22 protein-coding genes, 1 tRNA gene and 1 pseudogene are annotated in these 24,955 nt (G+C 47.2%); 12 read left to right on the top strand and 12 right to left on the bottom strand.

Features of this window, described 5'->3' with window-relative positions; all coding sequences use genetic code 11:
- Positions 1-55: 55 nt before the first annotated feature.
- Positions 56-787 carry a hypothetical protein gene (locus QUA70_RS14680; RefSeq protein ID WP_333347925.1) on the bottom strand — a complete coding sequence of 244 codons (732 nt, stop codon included), beginning with the start codon at positions 785-787 and terminating at the stop codon, positions 56-58.
- 180 nt (positions 788-967) lie between these two features.
- Between QUA70_RS14680 and QUA70_RS14675 the strand changes: the two genes are divergently transcribed.
- From QUA70_RS14675 to QUA70_RS14660, 4 genes are all read left to right on the top strand, one after another.
- Positions 968-1,165 carry a hypothetical protein gene (locus tag QUA70_RS14675; protein ID WP_333347927.1) on the top strand — a complete coding sequence of 66 codons (198 nt, stop codon included), beginning with the start codon at positions 968-970 and terminating at the stop codon, positions 1,163-1,165.
- A gap of 276 nt (positions 1,166-1,441) precedes the next feature.
- Positions 1,442-2,341 carry an indole-3-glycerol phosphate synthase TrpC gene (trpC, locus tag QUA70_RS14670; RefSeq protein WP_333347929.1) on the top strand — a complete coding sequence of 300 codons (900 nt, stop codon included), beginning with the start codon at positions 1,442-1,444 and terminating at the stop codon, positions 2,339-2,341.
- A gap of 350 nt (positions 2,342-2,691) precedes the next feature.
- Positions 2,692-2,937, top strand: coding sequence for a DUF5340 domain-containing protein (locus tag QUA70_RS14665; protein WP_041623669.1), 246 nt, complete (start codon positions 2,692-2,694; stop codon positions 2,935-2,937).
- A 78-nt stretch (positions 2,938-3,015) separates the two neighbouring features.
- Positions 3,016-4,173, top strand: a complete 1,158-nt coding sequence (locus QUA70_RS14660) for an alanine--glyoxylate aminotransferase family protein (RefSeq protein ID WP_333347931.1) — start codon at positions 3,016-3,018, stop codon at positions 4,171-4,173.
- 55 nt (positions 4,174-4,228) lie between these two features.
- Here QUA70_RS14660 and QUA70_RS14655 read toward each other — a convergent pair whose 3' ends face one another.
- From QUA70_RS14655 to nblR, 4 genes are all read right to left on the bottom strand, one after another.
- A complete protein-coding gene (locus QUA70_RS14655; RefSeq protein WP_333204805.1) occupies positions 4,229-4,444 on the bottom strand; it encodes a DUF2949 domain-containing protein in 216 nt (71 codons plus the stop codon).
- Positions 4,445-4,456: 12 nt separating this feature from the next.
- Positions 4,457-4,771, bottom strand: a complete 315-nt coding sequence (locus tag QUA70_RS14650) for a hypothetical protein (protein ID WP_333347934.1) — start codon at positions 4,769-4,771, stop codon at positions 4,457-4,459.
- A gap of 493 nt (positions 4,772-5,264) precedes the next feature.
- A complete protein-coding gene (locus tag QUA70_RS14645; RefSeq protein ID WP_333347936.1) occupies positions 5,265-5,780 on the bottom strand; it encodes a DUF192 domain-containing protein in 516 nt (171 codons plus the stop codon).
- A gap of 138 nt (positions 5,781-5,918) precedes the next feature.
- Positions 5,919-6,614 (bottom strand): response regulator transcription factor NblR, encoded by a 696-nt coding sequence (gene nblR, locus QUA70_RS14640; RefSeq protein ID WP_333347939.1) that lies wholly within the window; start codon positions 6,612-6,614, stop codon positions 5,919-5,921.
- A gap of 213 nt (positions 6,615-6,827) precedes the next feature.
- On the opposite strand from nblR, the gene rbsK reads away from it, so the two are divergent.
- Positions 6,828-7,748 (top strand): ribokinase, encoded by a 921-nt coding sequence (rbsK, locus tag QUA70_RS14635; protein WP_333347941.1) that lies wholly within the window; start codon positions 6,828-6,830, stop codon positions 7,746-7,748.
- 131 nt (positions 7,749-7,879) lie between these two features.
- Here the strand turns inward: rbsK and QUA70_RS14630 are convergent, their stop codons facing one another.
- Positions 7,880-8,194, bottom strand: a complete 315-nt coding sequence (locus tag QUA70_RS14630) for a TRADD-N-associated membrane domain-containing protein (RefSeq protein WP_333347945.1) — start codon at positions 8,192-8,194, stop codon at positions 7,880-7,882.
- Positions 8,195-8,331: 137 nt separating this feature from the next.
- On the opposite strand from QUA70_RS14630, the gene QUA70_RS14625 reads away from it, so the two are divergent.
- Positions 8,332-9,420 carry an ATP-binding protein gene (locus QUA70_RS14625; RefSeq protein ID WP_333347947.1) on the top strand — a complete coding sequence of 363 codons (1,089 nt, stop codon included), beginning with the start codon at positions 8,332-8,334 and terminating at the stop codon, positions 9,418-9,420.
- Positions 9,421-9,536: 116 nt separating this feature from the next.
- Complete coding sequence (locus QUA70_RS14620; protein ID WP_333347950.1) at positions 9,537-11,882, top strand: AAA family ATPase; 2,346 nt, start codon at positions 9,537-9,539, stop codon at positions 11,880-11,882.
- Between the two features lie 78 nt (positions 11,883-11,960).
- Here QUA70_RS14620 and QUA70_RS14615 read toward each other — a convergent pair whose 3' ends face one another.
- A complete protein-coding gene (locus tag QUA70_RS14615; RefSeq protein WP_333347952.1) occupies positions 11,961-13,238 on the bottom strand; it encodes a ribulose bisphosphate carboxylase small subunit in 1,278 nt (425 codons plus the stop codon).
- Between the two features lie 130 nt (positions 13,239-13,368).
- Between QUA70_RS14615 and QUA70_RS14610 the strand changes: the two genes are divergently transcribed.
- The 3 genes from QUA70_RS14610 to QUA70_RS14600 all read left to right on the top strand — a co-directional run bounded on the left by QUA70_RS14610 (position 13,369) and on the right by QUA70_RS14600 (position 19,764).
- Positions 13,369-14,640 carry an aspartate aminotransferase family protein gene (locus QUA70_RS14610; RefSeq protein ID WP_333347955.1) on the top strand — a complete coding sequence of 424 codons (1,272 nt, stop codon included), beginning with the start codon at positions 13,369-13,371 and terminating at the stop codon, positions 14,638-14,640.
- Between the two features lie 569 nt (positions 14,641-15,209).
- Positions 15,210-16,067, top strand: coding sequence for a helix-turn-helix domain-containing protein (locus tag QUA70_RS14605; protein WP_333326491.1), 858 nt, complete (start codon positions 15,210-15,212; stop codon positions 16,065-16,067).
- Between the two features lie 40 nt (positions 16,068-16,107).
- A complete protein-coding gene (locus tag QUA70_RS14600) occupies positions 16,108-19,764 on the top strand; it encodes a CHAT domain-containing tetratricopeptide repeat protein (protein ID WP_333347958.1) in 3,657 nt (1,218 codons plus the stop codon).
- 313 nt (positions 19,765-20,077) lie between these two features.
- Here the strand turns inward: QUA70_RS14600 and QUA70_RS14595 are convergent, their stop codons facing one another.
- The 3 genes and pseudogenes from QUA70_RS14595 to QUA70_RS14585 form a co-directional block, all read right to left on the bottom strand.
- On the bottom strand, positions 20,078-20,512 hold the full coding sequence (locus tag QUA70_RS14595; protein WP_333348028.1) for a CAAD domain-containing protein: 435 nt from the start codon (positions 20,510-20,512) through the stop codon (positions 20,078-20,080).
- A 387-nt stretch (positions 20,513-20,899) separates the two neighbouring features.
- A pseudogene (gene gltX / locus QUA70_RS14590) lies at positions 20,900-22,342 on the bottom strand (glutamate--tRNA ligase); the annotation flags it as partial.
- A 92-nt stretch (positions 22,343-22,434) separates the two neighbouring features.
- Positions 22,435-22,620: a hypothetical protein gene (locus tag QUA70_RS14585; protein WP_333347960.1), complete on the bottom strand. Its 186-nt coding sequence runs from the start codon at positions 22,618-22,620 to the stop codon at positions 22,435-22,437.
- Between the two features lie 71 nt (positions 22,621-22,691).
- On the opposite strand from QUA70_RS14585, the gene QUA70_RS14580 reads away from it, so the two are divergent.
- Positions 22,692-23,189 (top strand): DUF393 domain-containing protein, encoded by a 498-nt coding sequence (locus QUA70_RS14580; protein WP_333410472.1) that lies wholly within the window; start codon positions 22,692-22,694, stop codon positions 23,187-23,189.
- A gap of 97 nt (positions 23,190-23,286) precedes the next feature.
- On the top strand, positions 23,287-23,496 hold the full coding sequence (locus QUA70_RS14575; RefSeq protein WP_006632034.1) for a hypothetical protein: 210 nt from the start codon (positions 23,287-23,289) through the stop codon (positions 23,494-23,496).
- A gap of 193 nt (positions 23,497-23,689) precedes the next feature.
- Here QUA70_RS14575 and QUA70_RS14570 read toward each other — a convergent pair.
- A tRNA-Asp gene (locus QUA70_RS14570) sits at positions 23,690-23,763 on the bottom strand.
- Between the two features lie 56 nt (positions 23,764-23,819).
- Positions 23,820-24,947 (bottom strand): esterase-like activity of phytase family protein, encoded by a 1,128-nt coding sequence (locus tag QUA70_RS14565; RefSeq protein ID WP_333347966.1) that lies wholly within the window; start codon positions 24,945-24,947, stop codon positions 23,820-23,822.
- Positions 24,948-24,955 lie beyond the last annotated feature (8 nt).

Here is a 24,955-nt window from a genome sequence, read left to right as displayed (position 1 = left end):
TCGCTTCTGTGATTTATTGCGTAAGCGTTGCTTGCCGTAGGCGTCGCATCCCTCTTTAAAAACTGTCCGGAGTATTGCAGAAAGCGATTTTCTGTAAAAGCGTGGTTTTCCCCCCTCCTGGTTCACCAATGATGGCAATTCGATCGTTTTTCTTAGTGCTGAGGAGTGTTGTGAGAAATTGGTTGTATTCAAATCTTTCGGTTTCCCTGTTCCCCGTTGACTCATACAACAGCGAACCCTGTTCAGGTGATGAGTCGCCTCCAACCTTTTGGATTTGCTCTTGCTGCACTAAGGTCAAATCTACATAGATATTTTCATCAATCAGATCACGCTTCATTTGAGGAGGCATTAGCTTATTGCTGCTTAGCCGCTTCTGTTCCAAAAGCATCCGGCGACAAACCTCCTGCCACTTGTCGGGAGTGTGCTGAAATGCCAAACCTTCAGTCTGATTATTCGCAGCAAGGTTAGAGGTTGCAGGTAGCCCAGGCAGCTTTCGCGTTTCCTGATATTGAGCATATCCAGTTTTCAGCCACTCTCGCAGTAGCTCGAATTTACCCTTTTTATCAGAATCAAGCTTGGGGCAACTTTGAGAAAACTTGCCATAGACTACTCCTAATCGTCTTTCCAGTGTCGAGACGCTGACGTTCAGATCCTTTGCTAACTTGGGGTTTGATACCTTTGACTTTAAATTTCGCTCAGCGAACCTCGTCATGAAAACCTGTCTATCGTCCGCATCGAACAAGCTGTGAGTATCAGCAACTTTTTCCAGAAAGTCATCCCAGGACATCAGCTATCTCTCCCGTCTTATTCATTAAATTATAGTCTTTATTGTCAAATAGCGGATTCAATCTGAAGGTTGATAGCATCTTGATAGTATCTTGATAGCATCTTGTGGGTTCCTGTTTTGATGGGCATTGTGTAATGGGTTTAGGGATAAATCAACAACCCAAACACAGAGGATTAACTTATGAAAAACAGGAATACTTCAACCGAACGCAGAGAACGGCAACCTGTAGGCGTGCAGCTTTGTCTTCCTTGGGGCGAGGAAAAAATTTACTATGATTCTCCCCCATCGCGAACTAAGATTCGGAGTCAATGCAGAAGGGAAGTTAAAAAACCAGACTCCCAGAAAGTTGTCATTGTTCTGAACAAAAAGTCTCACTAACCATCGCATCTTGTAGAGACGCGCTCGCTCGTGTCTCTACAAATGCAATTTGGGAATTTTCATATAACAATCCGTGCGACAGGTTGAAACCTGTCGCTACACAATTAAAGTCCGCGCAACGCCAGACTTGTGCAATTTAACCCGGGCAGGCGGGTTTTGCCTTTGTAAGGGCGATTTGAATCGCTGCATCTGCGATCGCTGCGACTTCAATCCTTACTCGCCAATTGCAAAAAGCCCGATCGCCCCTACAATAATCCTTAGTATCAACCAGTAACAATGCTTCAAATCCGCCGCCGTCCTCCCAGCACATCAGTCTCCGTACTCTACCTCAGCTACCAAATCGCCGTACCCGACGCCGAACCCCAGCACATTCTCGAAGAAATCGTCTGGGAAAAAGAAGCTGAAGTGGCCCAAAAGCGCGATCGCACGCCCTTAGCCGATCTTCACAAAAAACTCCCCTTTGCACCGCCAACCCGCGACTTTCTTGCCGCGCTCAAAAACGGTAAAACCACACCCGCTATCATCGCCGAAGTTAAAAAAGCTTCCCCCAGCAAAGGCGTAATTCGCGAAGATTTCGACCCGGTGGCGATCGCCCTAGCTTACCAACAAAACGGCGCTACTTGCATCTCCGTACTCACCGATGAAAAGTTCTTTCAAGGCAGCTTCGACAACCTCGCTAAAATCCGTGCCGCCGTCGATTTACCCTTACTTTGCAAAGAGTTTATTATCTATCCCTACCAAATTTATCTCGCCCGCATTCACGGCGCCGATGCTGTATTGTTAATCGCAGCTATTCTATCTGACAAAGATTTACAATACTTTGTAAAAATTGTCAAGACTTTGGCCATGACAGCTTTAATAGAAGTTCACACTCTCGAAGAGCTCGATCGAGTATTAACCATACAAGGCGTCAACCTAATCGGCATCAACAACCGCAACCTAGCAGACTTTTCCGTCAGCCTAGAAACTACCGGTCAACTATTAGCCTCGCGCCAAACCGAAATCCAAGCAAAAGGCATCCTCATCGTCAGCGAGTCAGGAATCCACACTGCCGACGACCTAACTCAAGTTGCCCGTGCTGGCGCCCGGGCCGTCCTCATAGGCGAATCTCTAGTCAAACAGCCCGATCCGGGTGCAGCTTTAGCCTCGCTTGCCGATCACCCTCCCAGCCTGTGAAAGGCGAGACCGCTTGACAAAGCACCCTTAATTCTGATAAAAAATGATTAAGTAGGTAAATAATGAGAATTTCTAGCCTGCATCGACTCAAGCGCTACTGTAAAAAAGAAATAGCACTGAAAGCTATATTGCATAGAAATATTTTGCCAGAAAGCAATTAAATCTATTCTGTAAGCCTGTCGATCGCAAGATTTAGCGTGTCCAACGCACCCAGCCCCGAATATTCGATCGGCAAAGCAGGGGTTATTGTACGGTTAGAAAACAAATAAAAAATCGGGCATCTAATGTTCACCTGTGATGCCTCATGCAATTGCAATGGGGTGTCGGTTCGCTGAGGTATATTAGCTTTCATGGAGCCAATCCCCCTTCCTTCGTACATTCATTATGAATTGCTACTTCAATTGTTAGAACGCAAAACGATGTTTGCTGTCAGTCCACAATCGCCGCAGCAGCAACAAGTTCACCAACTTATTATTACACTGCGTAAAGCACTTGCCATTCAAAAGCAATTAGAACAAAGCTGCGAGCGATCGAACTTAGCGGTAGAACATCGCTGGTCTCTAAATGAAATTAACCACAAGGGAGTTAAAAGTTAAAAAACTTAGAGTATCGACGCGACGGATCGTATTTGATTTATTCTATATAACTCCCACAGAAAAACTTAGGACAATATCATGGACAACAAATTAATGCTGATGATTCCCGGCCCGACGCCGGTACCTGAAGCGGCCTTGTTAGCGATGGCAAAACACCCGATGGGCCACCGCAGCAAGGAATTTGACGCGATTTTTGCAGAATGTACCGAAAATTTGAAATGGCTGCACCAAACTAAAAGTGACGTGCTGAGTTTAACCGTTTCCGGTACCGGGGCGATGGAAGCTGGGATAATTAATTTCCTAAGTGCGGGCGATCGAGTTTTAGTCGGCACCAACGGCAAATTTGGTGAACGTTGGGCTGAAGTCGCCGAAGCTTACGGTTTAAACGCCGAAATTATTAAAGCCGAGTGGGGCCAACCTTTAGACCCCGAAAACTTCCGCGAAAAACTCGAAGCAGATACAGAGAAGCAAATCAAAGCTGTCATCATCACCCACTCGGAAACCTCCACGGGCGTCCTCAACGACCTCGAAACCATCAACCGCCACGTTAAAGCCCACGGTGAAGCTTTAATTATGGTCGATGCTGTCACTAGCTTAGGCGCTGTCAATATTCCGATGGACGCTTGGGGCATCGATGTCATTGCTTCGGGTTCTCAGAAAGCTTACATGATTCCTCCAGGTTTGGGTTTTGTGGCCGTCAGTCCCAAAGCTTGGGAAGCTTACAAAACTGCGAAACTGCCCCGCTATTATTTGGATTTAGGCAAATATAGCAAAGACGCTGCCAAAAATACCACTCCTTTTACTCCACCGGTCAATATGTTTTTTGCCCTGCAAGCATCGCTGCAGATGATGAAAACAGAAGGGTTGGAAAATGTTTTCGCGCGACACAAACGCTTAATGACAACTACTCGCGCTGCTGTCAAAGCTTTAGGTTTGCCGTTGTTTGCCGCTGACGAAGCCGCGAGTCCTGCGATTACTTCGGTTATGCCGCCAGCATCCGTAGATGCTCAAAAAGTGCGGACTTTGATGAGAAAGAGATTTGACATTGCTCTCGCCGACGGACAAGACCATTTGAAAGGTAAAATCTTCCGAATCGGTCATTTGGGCTTTGTGGCAGATCGCGATATTCTAGCAGCAATTTCCTCTTTAGAAGTCGTGTTGCGAGAATTGGGTCATGAAGGCTACACTCCTGGTGCCGGCGTTGCTGCTGCTGCCAAATTCTTGGCTGAATCCTAATCTCAGTTGTTAAAGGATTTTAGATTTTAGAGAGTATCAAAAATCTAAAATCCTTTTAATAGGCTTCGGATAACCAATCAAAGATTTTATCCAACTGTTCGAGAGTGACTAAACCGTATTGCCACAGAACCATCGGCAAGGAATTCGGGTCTTTATCACGCTGCCGCTGTTTGTTATCGCCGACACGTTCGGCGACAGCAATTGACGCGGGCGAAATTGCCAAATCTTCTTGTAAAAATCGAATTAATCTAGTGTATGTAGCGGGTGCCATGTGATTTCACCTCTAAGTATAGGACACCATTTTCTGATGTGAACCTGATGTTTTGGATGAGTAATAAGCCAGTTTTAAATTTGTCTTGTTACCGTAGATAGCAGTTAAAACAGTATTAGCGGTTAAACTGCCAAACATAATGCTGAGTGATACTGTAAAGCTAACCTTTCCCAAACAGCGAAAGGTTTTGCAATTTTGCTGATGTCGGCCCGATCGACTTGCGATCGCGATCGAACCTAAACTGAATACCTCGGCATCTTTGCAGCGCGAATCAGAATAAATTCTGCTACCTAAAACTACTAAACCAAGTTCAGAGTTTAACTTCATCTGCCAAAATGCAGAATCCGCAAATCTACTTCGACAAAATTAGTTAGATATTTCGATAAAACCCGAAACTGCTACCAGAAGTTAAGTTTGCCAATTCCCGCCAATTAACTTGGCTCGTAGCATATTACTTTAGATAGGTTTAGTAGATTTAGCTCGATCGCCAGAACTTCCAGAGAATTTCTTTTCGTGTTGCTACACCTTGAGGCTGAGTATCGTCTCTCAGGATTGGTAACGAGTCGCTGACTCGTCTCATACCTGCGACCAACAATCTACAGCTTCCGGAAACAAGCTCAAGTCCTGACTGACTGAGATTGACATCCTAGCAAATCTTTCGGTGTTTGTACTGAATCTTACATTAATATCTTAACAAATTTAATCAATTTTTGTAAAGTTTCTAAATTTTCTCCGGTATTCCGAAGGTAGGGGGCTCTCTGGGCGATGGAAACCGGGGGATTGTGTCTTTTTGCAGGTTTTACTGAAAGAGTCCGAAGTTTTACTGGAAAAACTCGATTTCAATACGATCGCCCACTTTGACACCGAGTTCAGCAGCCCGCCCGCCCCGGAGTTCAATAACTCGATCGACAACAGTATCGGGCCCGTAGGTAGGACAAGGATCAGCAGTACAAGGAGGTGCAGAAACTTCGATCGCCTCAACCACCCCATCTCGCAGAAAAATCATATCCAGAGAAATCTTGCAATTTTTCATCCAAAAATTGACCCGCCGCGCCGGTTTAAACTCAAACAGCATTCCTCTGTCATCCGGCAAAGAAGTTCTGTACATTAAACCCATAGCCTGCTGTTCCACGGTTTTCGCCACTTCGAGTTCGATTGGGCGATCGCCTATCCGAGCTCTAGCAGAAACAGGCAGCACTTGACCCGATGTTGTCGCCGTCGGAGACTGCGAGGCCAAAATACCAGTAGCACCAGCATTCGCGATCGGTAAAGTCGGCGAACATCCCAGCAAAAATATAATTACCCCAATACTCAGGAAATTAGCTAAATAACTCATAATGATTTTATATTGTTGACTGTTGACTGTTGACTGTTGACTGTTGACTGTTGACTGCGTTGAGTGATGACAACTGACAACTGACAACTGTCAACTGACTAATGACTGATGACTGATGACTGATGACTAATGACTTCTTCAAGCTTCCCGCATCACATAGCCAACACCGCGCACGGTCTGAATCAATCGCTTTTCGCCCTCATCTTCAATCTTGAGCCGCAGATAGCGGATGTAAACCTCAATCACATTCGACTCACCCAGAAAGTCGTAACCCCAAACATTTTCCAGAATTTGTTCCCGAGTCAAAACCTCGCGGGGATGTTCCATCAAATACTTTAGCAGCTCAAATTCCTTCATCGTCAGGTCGATCGCCCGTCCATTGCGTAGGGCCCGCCTAGAGGCCAAATCCAAAACTAAATCGCCAAACCTCAATTGTTCGTTGCTGCTGTTATCCGGCTGCAAATACAAGCGCACCAACTGCAAAAACTCCTCAGTGCGGTAAGGTTTCAGAAAATAATCATCCGCCCCAGCTTCCAGACAAGCTACGCGATCGTCAACTGTATCACGACCCACCAATAGCAGCACCGGCACCCGATTGCCAATACTTCTGAGGTAAGAACACAGTGACAGCCCCGACTCAGGGCCAAGTATGCGATCGATTACAATCAAAGCTGGCTGCAATTCATGAGCTAAATGTTGGCCTGTGGTGGTATTAGAAGCCACTACCGCTTCGTAGCCGGAGGATTTTAAGTCGAGACTCAAGTGTCCGGCGAGAACTTCGTCTGTTTCAACTAGCAGGACACAGGGATTGCGATCGAGAGTAATTGCAGCCATTGAATTGACCGGTGAAGACCTTAACTGTTCTAGCACGTTTGATGGCCGTTGGTTGTTAACTGTTGGCTGTTGGCGGTTGACAGTTGACAGTTGACAGTTGACAGTTGGCTGTTGGTTATTAGTTATTTGTGATTAGTTATTTGTTAGTTCCAATGCCCAATTCGAGCGTGCATCGATGCCCTATGCCCAATTCGCAATTCCCAATTTGAATCTATGACCATCATCGTATTCGGCAGTATCAACCTCGACCTAGCAGCAAAAACTCCCCGGTTGCCGCAGCCAGGGGAAACTATCATCGGTAGCAATTTTTTCACAGCCGGCGGCGGCAAAGGAGCAAATCAAGCCGTCGCCGCCGCCCGTCTCGGCACTTCTACCCACATCATCGGTCGCGTTGGCAACGATAAATTTGCTGAAGAATTATTGACAAATTTACAATCTTATGGTTTAAATACAGACAATGTATTAATAGACCAAAACACTCATTCAGGAGTGGCAATTATCGCCGTAGACGAGACAGGTCAAAATAATATTATTGTGATTCCGGGCGCGAATAACCATGTCGGTGAAGCAGATATAGAGCGTCTCAAAAAACTTTTAACAGGAGCTACATCTTTGCTGTTACAGTTAGAAATTCCCCTGGAAGTTGTCCAAAAAGCTGCGAAAGCTGCTTGTGAAGCGGGGGTGCGAGTTATTCTTGATCCAGCACCGGCTAGGGCGGATTTGCCGATCGAACTTTATCCGCTAATTGACATTATCACGCCGAATGAAGTGGAAGCCAGCCAGTTAGTCGGTTTTCGGGTGAATGACACCGAAACAGCGATTGTAGCTGCTAAACAGTTGCAGGAGCGTGGGGTCAAGAATGTTATTGTCAAATTGGGCGATCGCGGGGCTGTTGCTGTTACGGCGGATGAAACCTTTTTTGTACCGGCTTTTGCTGTGGAAGCGATCGACACTGTGGCTGCTGGCGATGCTTTTAACGGCGGGTTGGCCTCTGCATTAGATGCCGGTCTGTCCTTGTCAGAGGCGGTGCGGTGGGGCGCAGCAGCGGGCGCTCTGTGCACAACTAAAGTGGGTGCTCAAGGTGCTATGCCCGATCGCGCAACTTTTGATAAATTTTTGCATAATTTAATTTGAATTTGTTAGGTGCGTGTTAGTTGAATTTGTCAGGGGCGGAAGGCGCACCCTACTTTGACTTGTAAAGCGCGCATTAGTTGAATTGGTAATTTGTAAGGTGCGGAAGGCGCACCTACTTTAACTATTCTTATTTAATCGTCGTCTTTGAATTCTTTGGCTAAGCGATCGAGTCTGTCGTTCGTTTCTTTTGTAAACTTGAGTAACCCAACGCTGACAATGTTTGATGTTAATCCGCCAGCGGTGGCAAGTTTGCCTTCTGTGACTTTTCCAGAAAACAACAGTCCGATGCCGAAAATACTGATGGAGGCACTTACTATTGTTAACCAAAGAGTCGCGTTAACAGTGCATTTAGCTTGACGCAAACGTTCTTGCATGACATCTCGCTTCATTTCTGGGTAATCATCAGAAGGGAATGGTTGGTTGGAATGGGATTTTTTGTTAGACATTTCTAGAAATTTAACTCTACAATCCTATTTAAAATCAAGCAAGGTTGAGTTCAGAGTCGAGCGAGGTTGACTTGTTGGTTGACTTGTAGTTGAGATTAAATCTATAATTCGGATGAGTAATTTTCTGTAGAGGCATCATGGGGCGATCGCTCAAAGTTTCTCCAGGGTGTATCGAACAAGTCAAATCGGCCTTAGGACGCAACGGCTTTCCGAGTCAGAAGGCTTTGGCTGAAGAATTGGACATTGGGCTATCCACAGTCAAGAAATTTCTGACGGGACAACCTGTTGATTACTCATATTTTCTGGAAATTAGCGAGAGATTGGGGTATGAGTGGAGAAATATCGTACATATAGACGAAACTATCCCTAAGCCTATCTTCGAGGAAACCTCAGCTTTCATCACTGGTACTCCCATCACCCATCCGCGCTACTTTTTTGGGCGAAATAAGGAACTAAAACGCCTATTCGACTTACTGAAACGCCGTCCCCTGCAAAATGCTGCGATTATCGGCAAGAGGCGCAGTGGCAAGACTTCTTTGCTGCAATACTTGAAAAATATTACCACCACCCCAACACAAGAGTTGCGTCCCGGTCAAAAATCTGACTGGTTGCCCCATCCAGAAAACTATCGTTGGATTTTCGTAGATTTTCAAGATGCGCGACGGCAGAGTCGGGAAGGGCTGCTGCGCTACATTTTAGAATCCCTAAAAATGTCAGTACCTAACCCTTGCGACTTAGATAGATTTATGGATGTGGTTAGCAGTAATTTACGTCAGCCTACAGTCATCCTATTAGATGAAATTGGTGTAGGTTTACAGCGCTGTCCCGAATTAGATGATGGGTTTTGGGAGAGTTGGCGCTCTTTGGCAACAAACCAAACCAATGGGAATTTAGGGTTTGTCTTGGCAACTCCAGAATCGCCGATCGATTTAGCGCGCAGCACCGGACATAGTTCGCCTTTTTTCAATATCTTTGGATATACCACAACTCTGGGAGCTATGACTGAAGCTGAAGCGCGCGAGTTGATAGCCAGTTCGCCCATTCCTTTTCCGACTGAGGATGTCGAGTGGATTTTGACTCAAAGTAAATGCTGGCCTCTGCTGCTGCAAATTCTGTGTCGAGAACGATTATTTAGTCTCGAAGATGGGGAAATGGGGGATGATTGGCAGGAAGAAGGGTTACAACAGATGCAGCCCTTCACTCATTTATTTGAGAAAGTTGTCTAGCGATCGTTATATTTATGAAACTACTCAAAATTAAGTACGTAAAGCAGTTTGAGCGCAAGGCCTGGCATTTATCTGTGGGCTCAATCTAAAATCTAAAATCTAAAACCTAAAATCGGATGATCTTGCCAAATGTGCCGCGCAACGCCTACACCAATGCACCAGAACAGCATCCCAACCTGATTCTGGGTAGCCTGCAACTGCTGTTCTGGCTTTTCTTTCATCCCTCGGCTTGGCAAAATCATGTCAAGCGTATTGACCCTGCTTTAGACACCCAATCTAACACGAACAGAGGTTTAAGATGGCAAAACCCAGCTTTGTGGAAGCTACTAATACAAGCATTCCTGGTTTTGCCTGTCCTAGCTAATTCAATTGTTGTTGCCTTAGTGCTTTGGCTACTAGGTGCACCAGTAGAAAAGATTGGGTCGGGCGTGGCGTGGGGCGTGGCGTTGGGCGTGGCGTCGGGCGTGGCGTGGGGCGTAGCGTCGGGCGTAGCGTCGGGCGTGGCGTGGGGCGTGGCGTCGGGCGTGGCGTCGGGCGTGGCGTTGGGCGTGGCGTCGGGCGTGGCGTCGGGCGTGGCGTGGGTCGTGGCGTGGGGAGTGACGTTGGGCGTGACGTTGGGCGTGGCGTGGGGCGTGGTGTGGGGAGTGACGTTGGGCATGACGTTGGGCGTGGCGGTGGGCATGGTGGGGTTTGTGGCGTGGGGCGTGACGTGGGGCGTGGCGTGGGTCGCCGGAATAACTATCAACTTATGGCTGCCAGTGGTACTGTATCCTTTCCTTACGGGATGGAATATTCTGCTCTACCGACTCGACAAAGGACGCACAGCTACTAAACTTAGTTTCTTACGTTGGCATTCCGCTTTTTGGGATGAGTGGCAGCGCCTTCCTCTACAAGGCTTAGACAAGCACGTTCTTTTAGTAATAGAGCGTAATCCAGAAGAGGGCAAAGCTGCACTCAACTATTTAAGTACAAGCCGCCAGCGTTGGGCAGCACAAGCGGTACAAATTGAACTTGATGCACGAGAATTAGAACGTTGTGAAGATGTATCTGCTATCGCTAACGCCTACTTCTATCTAGCCCTTGGAGAACTGGATAGTCCAGTTAGTTCCCTCCTAAGTAGCTTTAGTCGCATCACCGAGGATGTAGCAGCAGCCCTCAACCAAAATAGTTCTTACAACCAGCGTTCAGTCCTAACTCCTGTAGCAGAAAGATTAAGTGGTTTAATTCGAGAATTGACCCGCAGCTGTGACAAATATGCGGTACGCTTTCGCCCCATTGCTACCCGTTGGTATGAAATTGTCACCGACGATGTGCGGGAACTAGCAGAAGTTGTCGAACTGCGACAAGAAATCGACAACCCTTATATAATCGGCATACCTCTGACAGAACAACAGGAAATCTTTGTCAAACCCGTTGACTTAAGTGGAACTTACATCAGTACGCGCATCGAGCAATTACTCCTAGACCGCCGCCGCCCTCCTTTGTTACTCTACGGTCAGCGGCGCATGGGCAAAACATCCCTCCTCAACAACCTGGGACGCTTGCTACCCAGCAATATCATTCCCATGTTTGTAGACTTGCAAGGGCCAGTTTCATCAGCGAGTGATGATGCTGGTTTCCTATACAATATCGCCCGCAGTATGGCAAACTCAGCCCAGCGCCAAAGTGCCTTCACTCTCCCATCTCTTGACCGCGAAACACTGCAAAATGATCCTTTCACCCGCTTTGATGAATGGCTGGACGAAGTAGAACAAGCGCTACAACAAAATATTGCCCTGCTTGCCTTCGATGAATTCGAGGCGCTAGATAATGCCATCACAAAAGGACGCTTTGATGAGGAGGATGTTCTGGGAATGTTGCGTCACCTGATTCAACATCGTCCCCGCTTCAAAGTGCTGCTAGCTGGTTCCCATACAATAGAAGAATTTCAGCGTTGGGCTAGCTATTTAATCAATGTCCAAGTCGTTCATATCAGCTATTTGAAGGAACCCGAAGCGCGTCAACTAATTGAGCAACCCGTCAAAGATTTTACCCTGCGCTACGCATCCGATGCGGTTGAGCGAGTCCTGGAAATCACTCGCTGTCACCCTTGCCTAATACAACTCCTTTGCGGTGAAATTGTCGTCTTCAAAAACCAGCAAGACCCATCTATCCGCCGACTGGCAACTTTAGCCGATGTAGAAGCAGCAATACTAGAGGCTTTAGGCACCGGACGTTTAGTTTTTGTCGATATTCAAAGCAATCAAGCAGATGCAGCAGGATTAGCTATTTTGCAGTTTTTGGCAGCACAAGGAGAAGGGGCAATAGTCAGCCGATTAACTATTTTGCAACACTTTCCCGATAAATCCGATGCTCTCAATTTACTTCTGCAACGCGAATTGATTGAGGAAGTTAGTGAAGGCTACCGTTTCCAAGTAGAATTAATTCGTCGCTGGTTTGCATCATCTCTGTCTGTCCAGTAGTCTACGGCGAGAGTAAGAAGATATTGCCTGTAGGGACACAACAGTGTTGTGTCCTTGATAACTTTAACTACTTTAGCTTTAACCCTGCGGCCGCTGAATAATTGTTTCAACTACCCGCCGCTTGACTTTTGGATCGATACCAATCAGCCGCACATATTCGCCGCCGTGTTCCGCCAAACAAGTTTCTAAAGATGCAACCACATCTTTTTCTTGTTCAGTTTTAATCGTCGCGCAACTTTGCCAAGAACCAGTTTTAAATCGGCGATTATCTGCATATTCCATGCCAATTTTGCAGCCTCTTGCTAATAACTGCTTTACTTGTTCCAATACCTCGGAACTCAGCCGCGCCGCATGACCGTTACCCACTTCAGAACTTGGCTCCTCGTAAGCCTTATAATATTTCGAGGAGGGGTCGTTTAATTGACTTTGTGTGGGCGCAGCAGCAGGAGGATTGGGGGTTCCTTGAACGTTAAACAGCCGCGATTGGTTGTATTCATCTACTAAGCGCATTTCCTTAATCCGCTTTTGTTGGCCCACCATCAAACTGCCCATTTCTAATAAATGAGCGAGGCTGAAATTCGGGTTATGGAAATCTGGCGCTGCTTCCAAACTGTTTACCAAACGCTTGGAAACTCGCTCGATTCCTATTTTGTGAATGAATTCGCGGATTTGTTCGTCATAAATGCGCGATCGCAAAGCGCTAAAAAAGTCGATCGCCTGATCGGCAAAATTATCAACTAACGCCACAATATCGGTTTTTGATAATTTGTCAGACTCAAAAATTCCCCCAACAATCCCAATTTTATCATCCCGGCTGGGTTCCCAATAAAACTTTTCCATCCGCCCGTCGCGAATCAGCGGCGCGTACAGCGTAGAAAAATCATTTCCGGTGACAATAATCGGCACTCGATCCAGAGGCGTACTGTCATAACTTCCCGGTAACTGCACATTAGTTGGATTATCAGCAATATTCATCAGAGTCGCATTGACCATCTGAGTATTGACAGTATATTGAGTAGTCGAATCGAACCTGCCAGCACCAGCATCCAAATCGTTAATAAAGATGGCGCACATCTCGCCGCGCACGCGAATTTGCTCCGCAGCTTCCCGGTAGCGCAAGCGAATTAAACGCGCCGGATCTCCTGCATCCGGGCTTTCTAATTCCCCGCCAGATATCATCACCGGTTCAAAGCCCATCCGCCGAAAAACCAGTTCGGTTTGAAAAGTTTTGCCTTCTCCTTTGCGGCCGTGAACTCCCAAAATTAGGGGGACTCTTACTCCGGGCAAATTTAAAAAGTTTTTAGTGATGTGCACCGCAACTTTATCGAGAAAGTTAGGAGAAATGTAATAACTCATCAGTAGATTTGTGAGGGATTAATGGATGTTACTGTTACGATTTTATGACAAAACTAACAGCCTGCACCGCTAACCTGGATTTTTACCGTACAATCGAGGTCTGCATATTTTATGTGTTAAGGAGCGATTCGTGAGTCCAGAAACCTTACTAAAAGAACCAAGCGTGCAAGCCGAAGCCAGTCCCTTCAGTTCTGAGAGCTTCGACAGCTATGTAATGACGACTTACGGGCGTTTTGCGATCGCCCTAGAACGGGGCCTCGGCTGCCGCGTTTGGGATACCGAGGGCCGCGAATATCTCGATTTTGTGGCTGGTATTGCTACCTGCACTCTGGGACACGCCCACCCGGCAATGATTGCAGCCGTAACTAAGCAAATTCAGACCCTGCACCACGTTTCTAATCTTTATTACATCCCCGTACAGGGGGAGCTGGCGAAGTGGCTTGTAGACCATTCTTGCGCTGACCGAGCCTTCTTTTGCAACTCCGGCGCGGAAGCTAATGAAGCGGCAATTAAACTCGCCCGCAAGTACGCCCACGAAAAATTAAATATCTCGAATCCGACAATCATTACCGCTGTTGCGAGTTTCCACGGACGGACTTTAGCGACAATTACGGCAACGGGACAGCCTAAATACCAGAAGGGTTTTAGCCCCTTGGTGCCGGGATTTCACTATGTGCCCTACAACGATATTAGTGCGATCGAAAGTGCGATCGAGCAACTCGACAAAGACGAACGCCAAGTAGCTGCAATTATGCTGGAAGCGCTGCAAGGCGAAGGCGGAGTTCGCCCCGGAGATATCGCCTACTTCCAGCGCATTCGGGAAATTTGCGACGAAAAAGGCATTTTGCTCATTCTCGACGAAGTGCAAGTCGGGATGGGACGCAGTGGCAAATACTGGGGCTACGAAAACCTCGGCATTGAACCGGATATCTTTACATCTGCCAAAGGATTGGGCGGCGGTATCCCGATCGGCGCTATGCTGTGCAAATCTTCCTGCGATGTATTTGAACCGGGAAGTCACGCCAGCACTTTCGGCGGCAATCCTTTCGCTTGCGCTGTAGCTTTGTGTGTGTGCCAAACTTTAGAACGGGAAAACCTTCTAGAAAACGTGCAGCAGCGCGGGGAACAGTTGAAAGCAGGGCTCAACAAGTTGGCGGCCGAATATCCGCATTTAATTGCCGAAGTGCGCGGCTGGGGTTTGATTGTCGGGATGGAATTGCAAGCTGATATCGAACTTACATCCGCTGATATTGTCAAATCTGCCATCGCCGCAGGAGTGCTGTTGGTTCCTGCAGGGCCGAAAGTGCTGAGATTTGTCCCGCCGCTGATTGTCACTGCCGCTGAAGTCGATCGAGCTCTGCTGGCAGTGGAATCAGCGCTGCGCCCTCAAGCAGTACAGTAAAATCTACGAAGTTGATTTTTGTTAGCTGTAGCGCTGAAACTCGCGCAATATCCTAGATAAGTCACTTACTCCAGGACACACTCTTCCTCAGAAACCTCGTTTCTTTCGAGATTTCTCGTTACTAAACCCAATAGTTTCCCAGAAACCGGGTTTCTTAACGTAAGTCCCATAAGGGTAAAAGTAAACCCGTCCCGCTGCAAGTCTGTCGGGGCGGGTTTGTCAAGTTTAGAAACGCCTGTGAAACCTGCCGCCACAGGGTGACGGCGCGTTTAACCGCAATTTTACTAGGCACGCGCAAAATCATACTATTAGCGATCGTAGGTGCTAGTTTCGCCATAGCGTGTCTGTTGGGACTTGTCAATCCTGGTTTAACTATTTCGGGCCCTTGTGACTAAACCGAGTACCGTTATAGTAGGAAGGGCAGGTGAGGACGATTGCATCCTCAAGTAATTTTGGGAAGCACTTTCAAGAGAGAAAATATGTAATCCTCGTCACAAAAATTTTTCGTAATGCTTTGTTCATCAACTGTATATTGTGAGAGAATAGAAAAACCAAGGAGGTGATGTTGATTGCTACACCCGGCTATCCAAGTTCGTTTGTATCCTACCCAAAATCAACAAATACAAGTAGCTTCAATTTTTGGGTGTGCGCGTTGGTGGTCTAATTATGGTCTAAATAAATCAATTGAAGTTTATAAAAAAACTGGTGAAGGAATTGGATGCTTAGGGTTCAACACACTTTTACCGACTCCCAAAAAAATAGATGAAAGTGGAGGGTTAGGTGAGTTTTACAGCCAATTTTTGCAATTTACTCCGCTCAAGTTAACCACGACATACAAATTTTTTTTTGATGAATTTGCGGGGTTTTATAACTTCCCATTTCTAGATAAAAAACAGTCATTTCAGTATCCTCAAGACGTTAAAGTTGTAGCGGGTACTAAGAGGTTCCGATATAGGGAAATAACTAAGCCCAAAATAAATAGATATAGATTAAGTGAGGGTGAAATTTATAATTCAATTATTAGTAAAAAATATTCAGGGAAATATCTTGCATCTATACTGACTGAAATCCAAGCTAAGAACCCGACAATAAAAGAAGGTAGGATTGCGGGCATTGATTGCGGGAACTTAGTCGAGATTGATAGAGGGGTTTCCACTTCCAAACTTTGTTCTAATTGTTTCCATCAAATGACCGAGATGCCATTAGATATGAGGGAAGGGACTTGTCCTCACTGTGCTAGCGATCGCGATCGGGAGGGGAACGCAACGATAAAGATAAAAGCAGAAGGTATCAAAATACTAAAGGCGGAAGGTTCAGCCGTTTCGGCTTTAGGAGGCGAGGTAAGACCAAAGCTGGGACGAAAGTCTCAGCTAAGGCACTCGCCTATGAGTACAGAAGCCCCTACTATATTCGGTACTACGATTTAGCGGTGGGTAGTTCACTTGGTTGCACGGAACCAGCGCTCCTATGGTTAATAGTTTGGCGGAATGCACGATGGACGAACAGCGTCGCAAAACTGATGTTAATATGCTCCAAGCGCTGCTGGAAAATCCTGGCGACTCAGGAATAGATTTGATTTTGAGTACGAACCCAAAGTCGATCGACTTTGGGTTCGTGCAAACGCTTTATTTGGAAGAACCAATACTGACGCGAGAAAGTTTGCTTAAAGCTGCAAAATTTTTCCAAAGGGCGATCGCACCCTTAGAATCTGTAAAGGGCAATTATAAATTGCCCGAAACCGGGGCAGCTTATCTGGCTTTTTTAGCAGAAGTATTGCAGGCAGTGGCGCGCGGCGCTGATTCGCAGCACCTGTACTCGCTGCTGAGAAACAATTTAGACAAACTCGACCAAAATTTCGCACAACTGCTGCGCCACTGGGCCACTTTGGTGCTCCCTGCTGCCAAAGAATCCGAGACTAGGCGCATTGCAGCGTTAATCGGCAATCTGAGCAACAAAATTGGGCGGTTTCCCCTCGGCAGCAAAGCTCATAACTTGGAAATCGAAATTGCCGGTTACGAAACAGTTGCTAAGGTGTTTACCCGCAAAGACTTTCCCCAAGAATGGGCGGTGATGCAAAACAATCTGGGCAACGCTTATAGCGATCGTCCCAAAGGTGATAAGGCTCAAAATATCGAACAGGCCATCGCTTGCTTTGAAAATGCCCTACAAGTACGCACGCCCGAACAGTACCCGGAACAGTGGGCGACGCTGCAAAACAATCTGGGCAACGCTTACAGCGAGCGCCTCAGGGGAGATCCGGCAGACAATCTAGAACAGGCGATCGCCTGCTATCAAAACGCGCTGCGAGTTCGCACCCGCGAAACTTTCGGGGAAGAGTGGGCGAGCACTCAAAACAATCTCGGCCGTGCTTACAGTCGGCGGCTGCGGGGCAACCGAGCTGAAAATCTGGAACTGGCAGTCGCTTGCTACCTGAATGCTTTGCAAGTCTACAACCGCAAGGTGTTTCCCCGGCGTTGGGCCACAACTCAAAATAATTTGGCAAATGCTTACTGCGAGTTACTGCGGGGCAACCGAGCTGAAAATCTCGAATACGCGGTTACGTGCTATCAAAGAGCTTTGCAGGTGCGGACTCGGGAAGCTTTTCCGCAGCAGTGGGCGACGACTCAAAGGAATTTGGGCCGGGTGTTTGTCGATCGCATCAAAGGCGATCCGGTGGAAAATTTGGAAATGGCGATCGCCTGCTATCAAAATGCTTTACAAGTCTACACCCGCATCAAATTTCCCGAAGTCTGGGCTTCGATCCAAACTTACCTCGGTAGGATCTACAGTCGGCGGGTGAAAGGGGAAAAAGCCGAAAATATGGAAATGGCGATCGCCTGCTATCAAAATGCTTTGCTGTTTTGCAACCGCCAAAAATCTCCCGAACGCTGGGCAATGCTGTGTGCCTACCTCGGCCGCGCTTTCTGCGAACACCTGAAAGGGGAAAAAAACCGCAACCTCAAAAGCGCGATCGCCTGCTATCAAAATGCGGGCGAAGTCTACACCAGGCAGGCATATCCCAACCGCTGGGCCATGCTGCAAATTTATCTCGGCAGGGCTTATTCGCAACTGACCGAGGCGGAAAACTTGTCCCACATGGAAAGCGCGATCGGCTGCTATCAAAACGCCACCAAAGTCTACACTCGCGAAACCTATCCCCACCGCTGGGCTGAAATTTTATTTTATTTGGGTCAAGCTTACCGAGTTCGAGGCGACTTGCTTCGCGCGTACGGGGTTTTTACTGCTGCTGTCGATACTGTGGAATTCTTGCGTTGCGAAGTTGGGGTTGATACAGTCGATTTTGGCGATCAGACGAGTACCGCAAAAGTCAAATTAACCCGCACCTGGGCTGGACTCTATAAATGCCTGGTGCAAGTTTGCCTGGAACTCGGCGCTAGCCAACCTGAATATTACGCTAAGGCCCTGGAATACGCCGAACGCCACAAAAATCGGAATTTGGTAGAACTGCTGGTTAAATGCCACTTGACTCCGAAAGCCGAAATTCCTGCAGCGGTGCGAAGCGAGTTGGAGTCGCTGCAACTGGAAATAGCGGGGGAACAGCGGCACCAAGAACAGGGAGAACCTGAGCCGAACACGACCTTGATTTCTGAGGGCGATAGCCAAGGTTTGAGCAGCGGTTCTCTACTGCCGAACTCGGACTTCATGCACTTAAATCTATTGTGGAAGCAGTTTGATAGGTTGATTGCGCGGGAGGTGCAGGCAAACGATCCTTTCTTCAGCCTAGCTCACAAAGTTGAACCGATCGCTTTCGAGCAAATTCGCCAATTGTTGCCTGATGACAATTGCGCTGCTGTGGTGTGGGCGAGTTTGGGAGAGTTGCTGGTTGCTTTTGTGGTGGTAAAGAGTGCACAATATCCCGCCGTTCACCTGTGTTCGCCGGAAAATGCTTTGGCTGTCGAAAGTTGGGCCCAGGAGTACCTCAGCGCTTATTCTGAACAAAAAGGTCGCTGGATCAATCATCTCCCGGCTCGCCTCAAACGCTTGGCTACGATGCTGGAAATCGATCGAGTGGTGGCGCTGATTCCCGAGAATTGCGATCGGCTGATTTTTGTGCCACACCGATTTTTGCACGCTTTGCCACTCCACGCTTTGCCTTTGGGGGGGAGAGACGGGTTTGACGACGGTGGGGGAATTTTTAGGTCTGGGTGGAGCGATCGCAGCGGTTTTGATGGGGAAACCTACAGCCTTTCGGATTTTTCTCAAAGTTCGTCTTTTGGCGACGTTGCAGCGCCTGCTGCTTATTTGATCGATCGATTTGCCGGAGGAATTCGCTATGCTCCTAGCTGTCAGCTATTGCTGTTGAGACAAAGTGCACACGGAGCGGCTATTGGTCGGTACAGACCGCGTTTGCAGCAGCTTTTGGCAATTCCAACTTTCACCAGAGATGCGTTCTACAGTAACATTGAAATCGGCAATATTTCCCAGTATTTTGCCAGTACAGAAGTTGTGCGCCATAAGCCGGCAATTAAAGAGGCTTTTTCCCAAGAAATGTCTGCTAATAATGGGGATTTGCCCCAGCAAATAGGGCAGTTGCAGCAGAAAAAATGCGCTCACTTTGCTTGTTTTAGTTTGCTTAATTTGGCTTGGCCTCTGAAATCCGCCGTCTTTTTGAGGAATGATTCTCTGAGTTTGGAAGAAATTTTTAATCTGGATTTTCGGCAATATTTTTTAGTTACTTTATCGGGTTGCGAAATTGCCGCTGGCGGAGTTAGCGGTGCTGGAGGAGATTTTGTGGGTTTGTCGGCGGGTTTGTTGTATGCTGGCACGTCTAGTGTGGTTAGCAGTCTTTGGAAGGTGAACGATGTTTCTACGCTGCTGCTGACGAGCAAGTTTTATGAAAATCTCGGACGGTTTCCTCGGTTGCAGGTGGGAGATGTGGCGATCGCGCTGGGGGACGCTCAAAGGTGGCTGCGGGATTTGACTGGCGAGGAATTGGAGGTGTTGCTGGCGGATTTTCAACCTCAAATTTCGCAAATGTTCGATCGGCTTTCTCAAAGTTCTCGCCTGATTGCGGAGGCTTCTTTGCAGCAAATTCGCAACCGCAAACCCTATCCTTTTGCTAATCCTTATTATTGGGCGGCTTTTACTGCGACTGGGGTTTAGTTATTAGACCTCTTGCAAAAAAAATATGTGTTATGCTTAAAAGTTTGCTCAAGTTTAGGTCAAACTTTGAATTATTGGGTTGATTGACATCTCCTTAAACTTGCCCAGCCTGCTAGACTATAAAATTGGCTAAACTTTCCATAATAGCACAAAATTATTTTGCAAGAGGTCTATTAGTCATTAGTCATTAGTCATCAGTCATCAGTCAACAGTCAACAGTCAACAGTCATTAGTCATTTAAAAACCCGACACTAACAACTTATTTAAAGTTATCAGTGTCGGGCACAAATTCAACAAATTACCCGCAAAAGTGTTAGGACTTTTTGCCGAAAACTTGTTCTTTCAAGGCTTGAATTTCTTGACCTAATTGTTGCCGGTTGGACGAGCGCAGCAAATAGCGGTAGACAAACCACACGACGTATCCGATACCAATTAGCTCGAATGTGGGGGCTAGCAGGGGGATGTCGTTGAGTTCGTCTACTATGCCCAAAAGCACTTTCAAAGAGATAATCGAGGCTAAAATTACACCGACAACAGTCAGGGGACTTTTGTACTGTTCGTAAAAGCTGCCGATGTAAGCAGGAAACTCGGACAAAATTGAGATAATTTGTTCTTTGATCTGCTGGGCCTGACTTGGCGGTTCTTCGGTAATTATGACTTTTGTTGTACCGCTGGAACTGTCTGCTTCATTTTCGGCAGGAATTTCGGTGATGATAACGGTTGTTTCTGGTTCGTTTGATGAAGTCATTTCTCCACTCGCAATAGTTTTTTGCTGGTTGGCTGCAGGTATTTCAACTGCTGCTGCGGCTGTTTCAACTGCCGAAATTTCGACTGCTGAAACCTCGGTGCCGACTGTTTCCACAGGCGATATTTCGACTGCTGAAACCTCGGTTTCGGCTGTTTCAACTGCCGAAATTTCGACTGCTGAAACCTCCGTTCCGGGTGTTTCCACAGGCGGTATTTCGACTGTTTCCACAGGCGATTTTTCGACTGCTGTCACCTCGGCCGCTGCTGTTTCCACAGTCGGTGTTTCGACTGCTGGCTGTTCTGTAGCAGGAGTTTCGGCGACTGTTTCTGCGTTTGGTTGTTCTGGGGTTGGAGTTTCGGCCGCCACACCAACACCAGGCAAATTCAAGTTGCTAATGGCATCAAGCAAACGGGTTTTAGCCGTTCCTCGCTGGTGAAGGATTACCCAAGATTCTATCAGGTCGGGGCCGTGCATTGCACCTGTCAGAGCGGCTCTGAGCGATCGCATAATTAGCCCTTTGTTAAGATTTTTCTCTTTACTGAGCTTTTTAGTGATTTTCTGAGCTTCCGCTGATGTCAGGGAGGAATGACTTTCCATCGCTTCTACAACTGCTTGTAAAGCCTGTGCAGCCCTCGGTTGCTGCAACTGTGCAAGTGCTTCTTCTTCGTATTCCACCGTGGTGGAGAAGAATACCTTACACATATCCACAGCATCGGTTAAGCGAACGAGACTCGGGCCGATTAAAGCAGCTATTTGTTCGAGCCAGGGGCGGTCTGCCGCGGAGTCAAACTCATAACCGCCTTTCTGCCACCAATAAGGTATCAGCAAATCTGTCAATTGCGGCACTGGCATTTTGTGCAGATATTGACTGTTCAGCCAATTGAGTTTATCCCAATCAAATTTTGCACCGGCTTTGTTGACTCGATAGAATGTAAATAATTCTGCTGCTTCCGACAGTGTAAATATTTCCTGCGTTGAATCCGGCGGAGTCCAACCGAGCAAAGTCATGTAATTAACTAAAGCTTCGGGCAGGTAGCCCATATCTTTGAAGTCAGAAATCGAGGTTACGCCGTCGCGTTTAGAAAGCTTTTGTCCTTGGGAGTTTAAAATCAGCGGCGTGTGGGCAAATTCTGGGATTGTCGCGCCCAAAGCTTCGTAGAGCAATATTTGTTTCGGAGTATTGCCGATGTGATCTTCGCCGCGGATGACGTGGGTGATGCCCATGTCGATGTCATCGACAACTACGGCGAGGTTGTAGAGGGGTTGGCCGATAACGCCGCCGCTGGATGCACGGGCAATTACCATATCGCCGCCGAGGTCGCTACCTTTCCAGGTTACGGTGTCGCGTACCATGTCGTTCCAAGCGATCGTGCGATCGTCGTCGATGATAAACCGAATCACAGCTTGTCGCCCTTCGCCTTCAAAAGCTGCGCGCTGTTTGCTTGTCAAGTTGCGGTGCCGGTTGTCGTAGCGGGGGGCTTGTTTGTTGGCTTTTTGTGCTTCCCGCATTTCGTCGAGTTCTTCCGACGTGGTGTAGCAGCGGTAGGCAAGTCCATTGTCTAGCAGGGTTTGGACTGCTTGGCGGTATATTTCCAGACGCTGCGACTGAAAACTGGGGCCTTCGTCCCACTCCATACCCAGCCAGGTGAGTCCTTCGAGGATGTTATCTGTGTATTCGCTTTTAGAACGTTCTACGTCTGTGTCTTCTACCCGCAGGATGAATTTGCCGCCTTGGTTGCGGGCAAACAGCCAGTTGAATACGGCGGTTCTGGCGGTACCGATGTGTAGGTTTCCGGTGGGACTGGGGGCTAGACGGACTCTGACATTCATGTAGATTTTTGCTTTTAGATTGGGGGCGATTTGCTGGTTGGGGGAATAGCTGATGTTTAAGACTTTAAATTTTATTATATTTTGTTGCCGAATTAACAGTTGTGCTTGGCAGGTGCTTTGCCTCGAATTGTTTGATATTCGACTATCGGGCGATCGGCGCCAGTCTCCGGCAAGGCACGAGAAGGCATCTTGATGATATTAGCTTGCGGGTGGCCAAGACGGGATTCACCTTTGGGACTATTTTTTACACCACAAATAACTGCTTTAGGAGTACCCAAGGCGCACCTGATAACTATTGATGCTTGTAAAATGTTTGTGTGCGATCGACGACATTAAAATATATTTCCCTATGTCTGCTGCTAAAACCGAGTTTTCCGAATCTGTTGCGCCCTCACGCGAGTCTGCTGCGCCTGCTTGGCAGATTGAGTTGCTGTACGACGGTGAATGTCCTCTGTGCGTGCGGGAGGTTAATTTCTTGAAAAAACGCGACGCAGGGCGAGGTTTAGTGTCGTTTGTGGATATTGCGGATGATGGCTACAACCCGGAGGCCCACGGCGGAATCGACTACGAAACGGCGATGGGTCGGATTCACGCGATATTACCCGACGGTTCGGCAATTAAAAATGTGGAGGTTTTTCGTCGCACCTACGAGATTTTAGGTATGGGATGGATTTATGCAGTTACTAAGTTACCAGCGATCGGGGCGATCGCCAATTGGCTGTACGGAATTTGGGCTGACTGGCGGTTGAAGCTGACGGGAAGGCCGGATTTAGCAACTATTATGAGCGATCGAACTCAGCGCATCAAGTGCGAAAGTCAAGGCCGCTGCCAACCCAACTCGAAATGAGTCATATTTAATAAGTTCGATCGGTCTCTCAGAAGATGTCAGCAGAAACAAACTGCAACTAACATTAAAGATGGACTACTATTAAAGGTCAAAAAAAATGCAAGATGCAGGCTATACAGTCTTCATGGGCTTCGGTGGTCTCTGGATACTTATGGGAATTGCCGCTGTGATTTTCCTGTTCAAATCGGACGGTCAAAAACTTAGGTTTGGCAAATGGGGACTGCTAGTGGCGATTCCGATTCTCGTGCCCATCGTCTTGGTTTTGACATATCAAATAGCCCGACCCTTTATTTCCTCGCACCTTTGAGCGCTGCTGGGACTTAATCAAATCGGCAAGGGGTCAAAAGGAAATCTTGCCCCCTAACAGTCAATCTAAAACGGATGCCATTTCCTTGCCTTTCAGGAAAAATCTTACGCAGTGGTCGGATTTTGAGCGCAAACTACATCGGCACTAGATCCAATCAAAACAATCAAAGTTTAGAAACTTTGCTACGAGAGAACGGGACAGACGGGGCTCGAACCCGCAACTTCCGCCGTGACAGGGCGGTGCTCTAACCAATTGAACTACTGTCCCTCGTTTTGCCGTTTTTTCAGGCACAATTTCTATTATGCCTATAACTTCACCTTTTGTCAAGAGGTTTTTTGAACTTTTATTTGGAAGCCCAAAATTTGAGTCTCTTGCAGGGGACTGAAGTTGTTGTCACTCACCAAAATCAGACCTCTGCTAGCATCCGCCAGGACGGAGCCAAATGTCAACCCCTCAATGTTGTCTAGGGGAATTTTCAGGGTTTCCAAATCCAGCAGCAGCCGTTTTTGAGCGGGAGAAACCTCGCTGATACGGCTTTTGAGGCTTTCGAGTGCTTCAATACGATCGCCCTTTTCCAAGGAAATCTCAAAAATTCTGATAGTTGTGCCGGTTTCCAGGGAGAAAGCACGCTCTAAACTCAGCAAGCGGTTATCGTCGATCGCCAACAAATCCACTAAACCGTTGCTAGTTAATTTTCCCACAGGATTAGCACCAGCGGGTAGCGGTTCGGTGATGTAGAGAAACGATGCTTCTGGATTGCCGCTCACCGCATCGTAGCGCAAAATCCGGCACGGGCTCCCGGTTTCCAGCGAAGGTACAGCGCCATCTTGAACCAAGGCGTTTTCGGTAGCGGTGAATAGGTATTTGCGATCGGGCGTTAAAGTTAAACTTTCAAAAGCGAGATTGTTGCGGATGCCTTTAGTGCCTTTGTCGTCGGGCAAAAATAGTTCAGGAATTGGCAGCGTTTTCAGGAGTTTACCATCGAGGGAGAACTCTTTGAGAAAAGGATGTATTTGGCGAGCGGCATCTCCCTCAGAAGAAACAAACACGCTATTGCCAGTAAAAGCTATCCCTTCCGGATCTAAACTTAATTCCTGAAAACCTTTGCCGTTTTCATCTAATAAAGTAGTGACACCAGTAAAAGTAATTTGCTCTTTTTCCAGTTTACCAGATTGCAAGTTAATTTTGAGAGTATAGAAGCGCGCCGGAGCCTTGCTGCTGCGGTCATCAGAAATCGCATAATAGACTTGTTTATCGGCATCATAAGTAATGCCAGAAATTCCGCCAATTTCCGTCCCCTGAAACGGAGAACCTGTAGGAAATATTGCTCTGCCGATAAAATCTATTTTCGTAACGGCGAAAGATTTAGCTGACTGGTTTACCCAAATAGCAACAGTTGCTGCCATCAAAAAACAGACAATAAATATAGTTGCTTTTGCTAGCTTTCGCATTTTACCAA

Source organism: Microcoleus sp. LAD1_D5 (assembly GCF_036702115.1).
GTDB lineage: Bacteria > Cyanobacteriota > Cyanobacteriia > Cyanobacteriales > Microcoleaceae > Microcoleus.
The sequence above is the reverse complement of the archived record's forward strand: the minus strand, read 5'-3'. Positions and strand labels throughout refer to the sequence as shown.

Coding starts and splice junctions, on each gene's coding strand:
- QUA70_RS14680 (WP_333347925.1), bottom strand. CDS start 787: ATGTCCTGGGATGACTTTCTGGAAAAAGTTGCTGATACTCACAGCTTG.
- QUA70_RS14675 (WP_333347927.1), top strand. CDS start 968: ATGAAAAACAGGAATACTTCAACCGAACGCAGAGAACGGCAACCTGTA.
- trpC (WP_333347929.1), top strand. CDS start 1,442: ATGCTTCAAATCCGCCGCCGTCCTCCCAGCACATCAGTCTCCGTACTC.
- QUA70_RS14665 (WP_041623669.1), top strand. CDS start 2,692: ATGGAGCCAATCCCCCTTCCTTCGTACATTCATTATGAATTGCTACTT.
- QUA70_RS14660 (WP_333347931.1), top strand. CDS start 3,016: ATGGACAACAAATTAATGCTGATGATTCCCGGCCCGACGCCGGTACCT.
- QUA70_RS14655 (WP_333204805.1), bottom strand. CDS start 4,444: ATGGCACCCGCTACATACACTAGATTAATTCGATTTTTACAAGAAGAT.
- QUA70_RS14650 (WP_333347934.1), bottom strand. CDS start 4,771: ATGAAGTTAAACTCTGAACTTGGTTTAGTAGTTTTAGGTAGCAGAATT.
- QUA70_RS14645 (WP_333347936.1), bottom strand. CDS start 5,780: ATGAGTTATTTAGCTAATTTCCTGAGTATTGGGGTAATTATATTTTTG.
- nblR (WP_333347939.1), bottom strand. CDS start 6,614: ATGGCTGCAATTACTCTCGATCGCAATCCCTGTGTCCTGCTAGTTGAA.
- rbsK (WP_333347941.1), top strand. CDS start 6,828: ATGACCATCATCGTATTCGGCAGTATCAACCTCGACCTAGCAGCAAAA.
- QUA70_RS14630 (WP_333347945.1), bottom strand. CDS start 8,194: ATGTCTAACAAAAAATCCCATTCCAACCAACCATTCCCTTCTGATGAT.
- QUA70_RS14625 (WP_333347947.1), top strand. CDS start 8,332: ATGGGGCGATCGCTCAAAGTTTCTCCAGGGTGTATCGAACAAGTCAAA.
- QUA70_RS14620 (WP_333347950.1), top strand. CDS start 9,537: ATGATCTTGCCAAATGTGCCGCGCAACGCCTACACCAATGCACCAGAA.
- QUA70_RS14615 (WP_333347952.1), bottom strand. CDS start 13,238: ATGAGTTATTACATTTCTCCTAACTTTCTCGATAAAGTTGCGGTGCAC.
- QUA70_RS14600 (WP_333347958.1), top strand. CDS start 16,108: ATGGTTAATAGTTTGGCGGAATGCACGATGGACGAACAGCGTCGCAAA.
- QUA70_RS14595 (WP_333348028.1), bottom strand. CDS start 20,512: ATGACTTCATCAAACGAACCAGAAACAACCGTTATCATCACCGAAATT.
- QUA70_RS14580 (WP_333410472.1), top strand. CDS start 22,692: ATGTCTGCTGCTAAAACCGAGTTTTCCGAATCTGTTGCGCCCTCACGC.
- QUA70_RS14575 (WP_006632034.1), top strand. CDS start 23,287: ATGCAAGATGCAGGCTATACAGTCTTCATGGGCTTCGGTGGTCTCTGG.
- QUA70_RS14565 (WP_333347966.1), bottom strand. CDS start 24,947: ATGCGAAAGCTAGCAAAAGCAACTATATTTATTGTCTGTTTTTTGATG.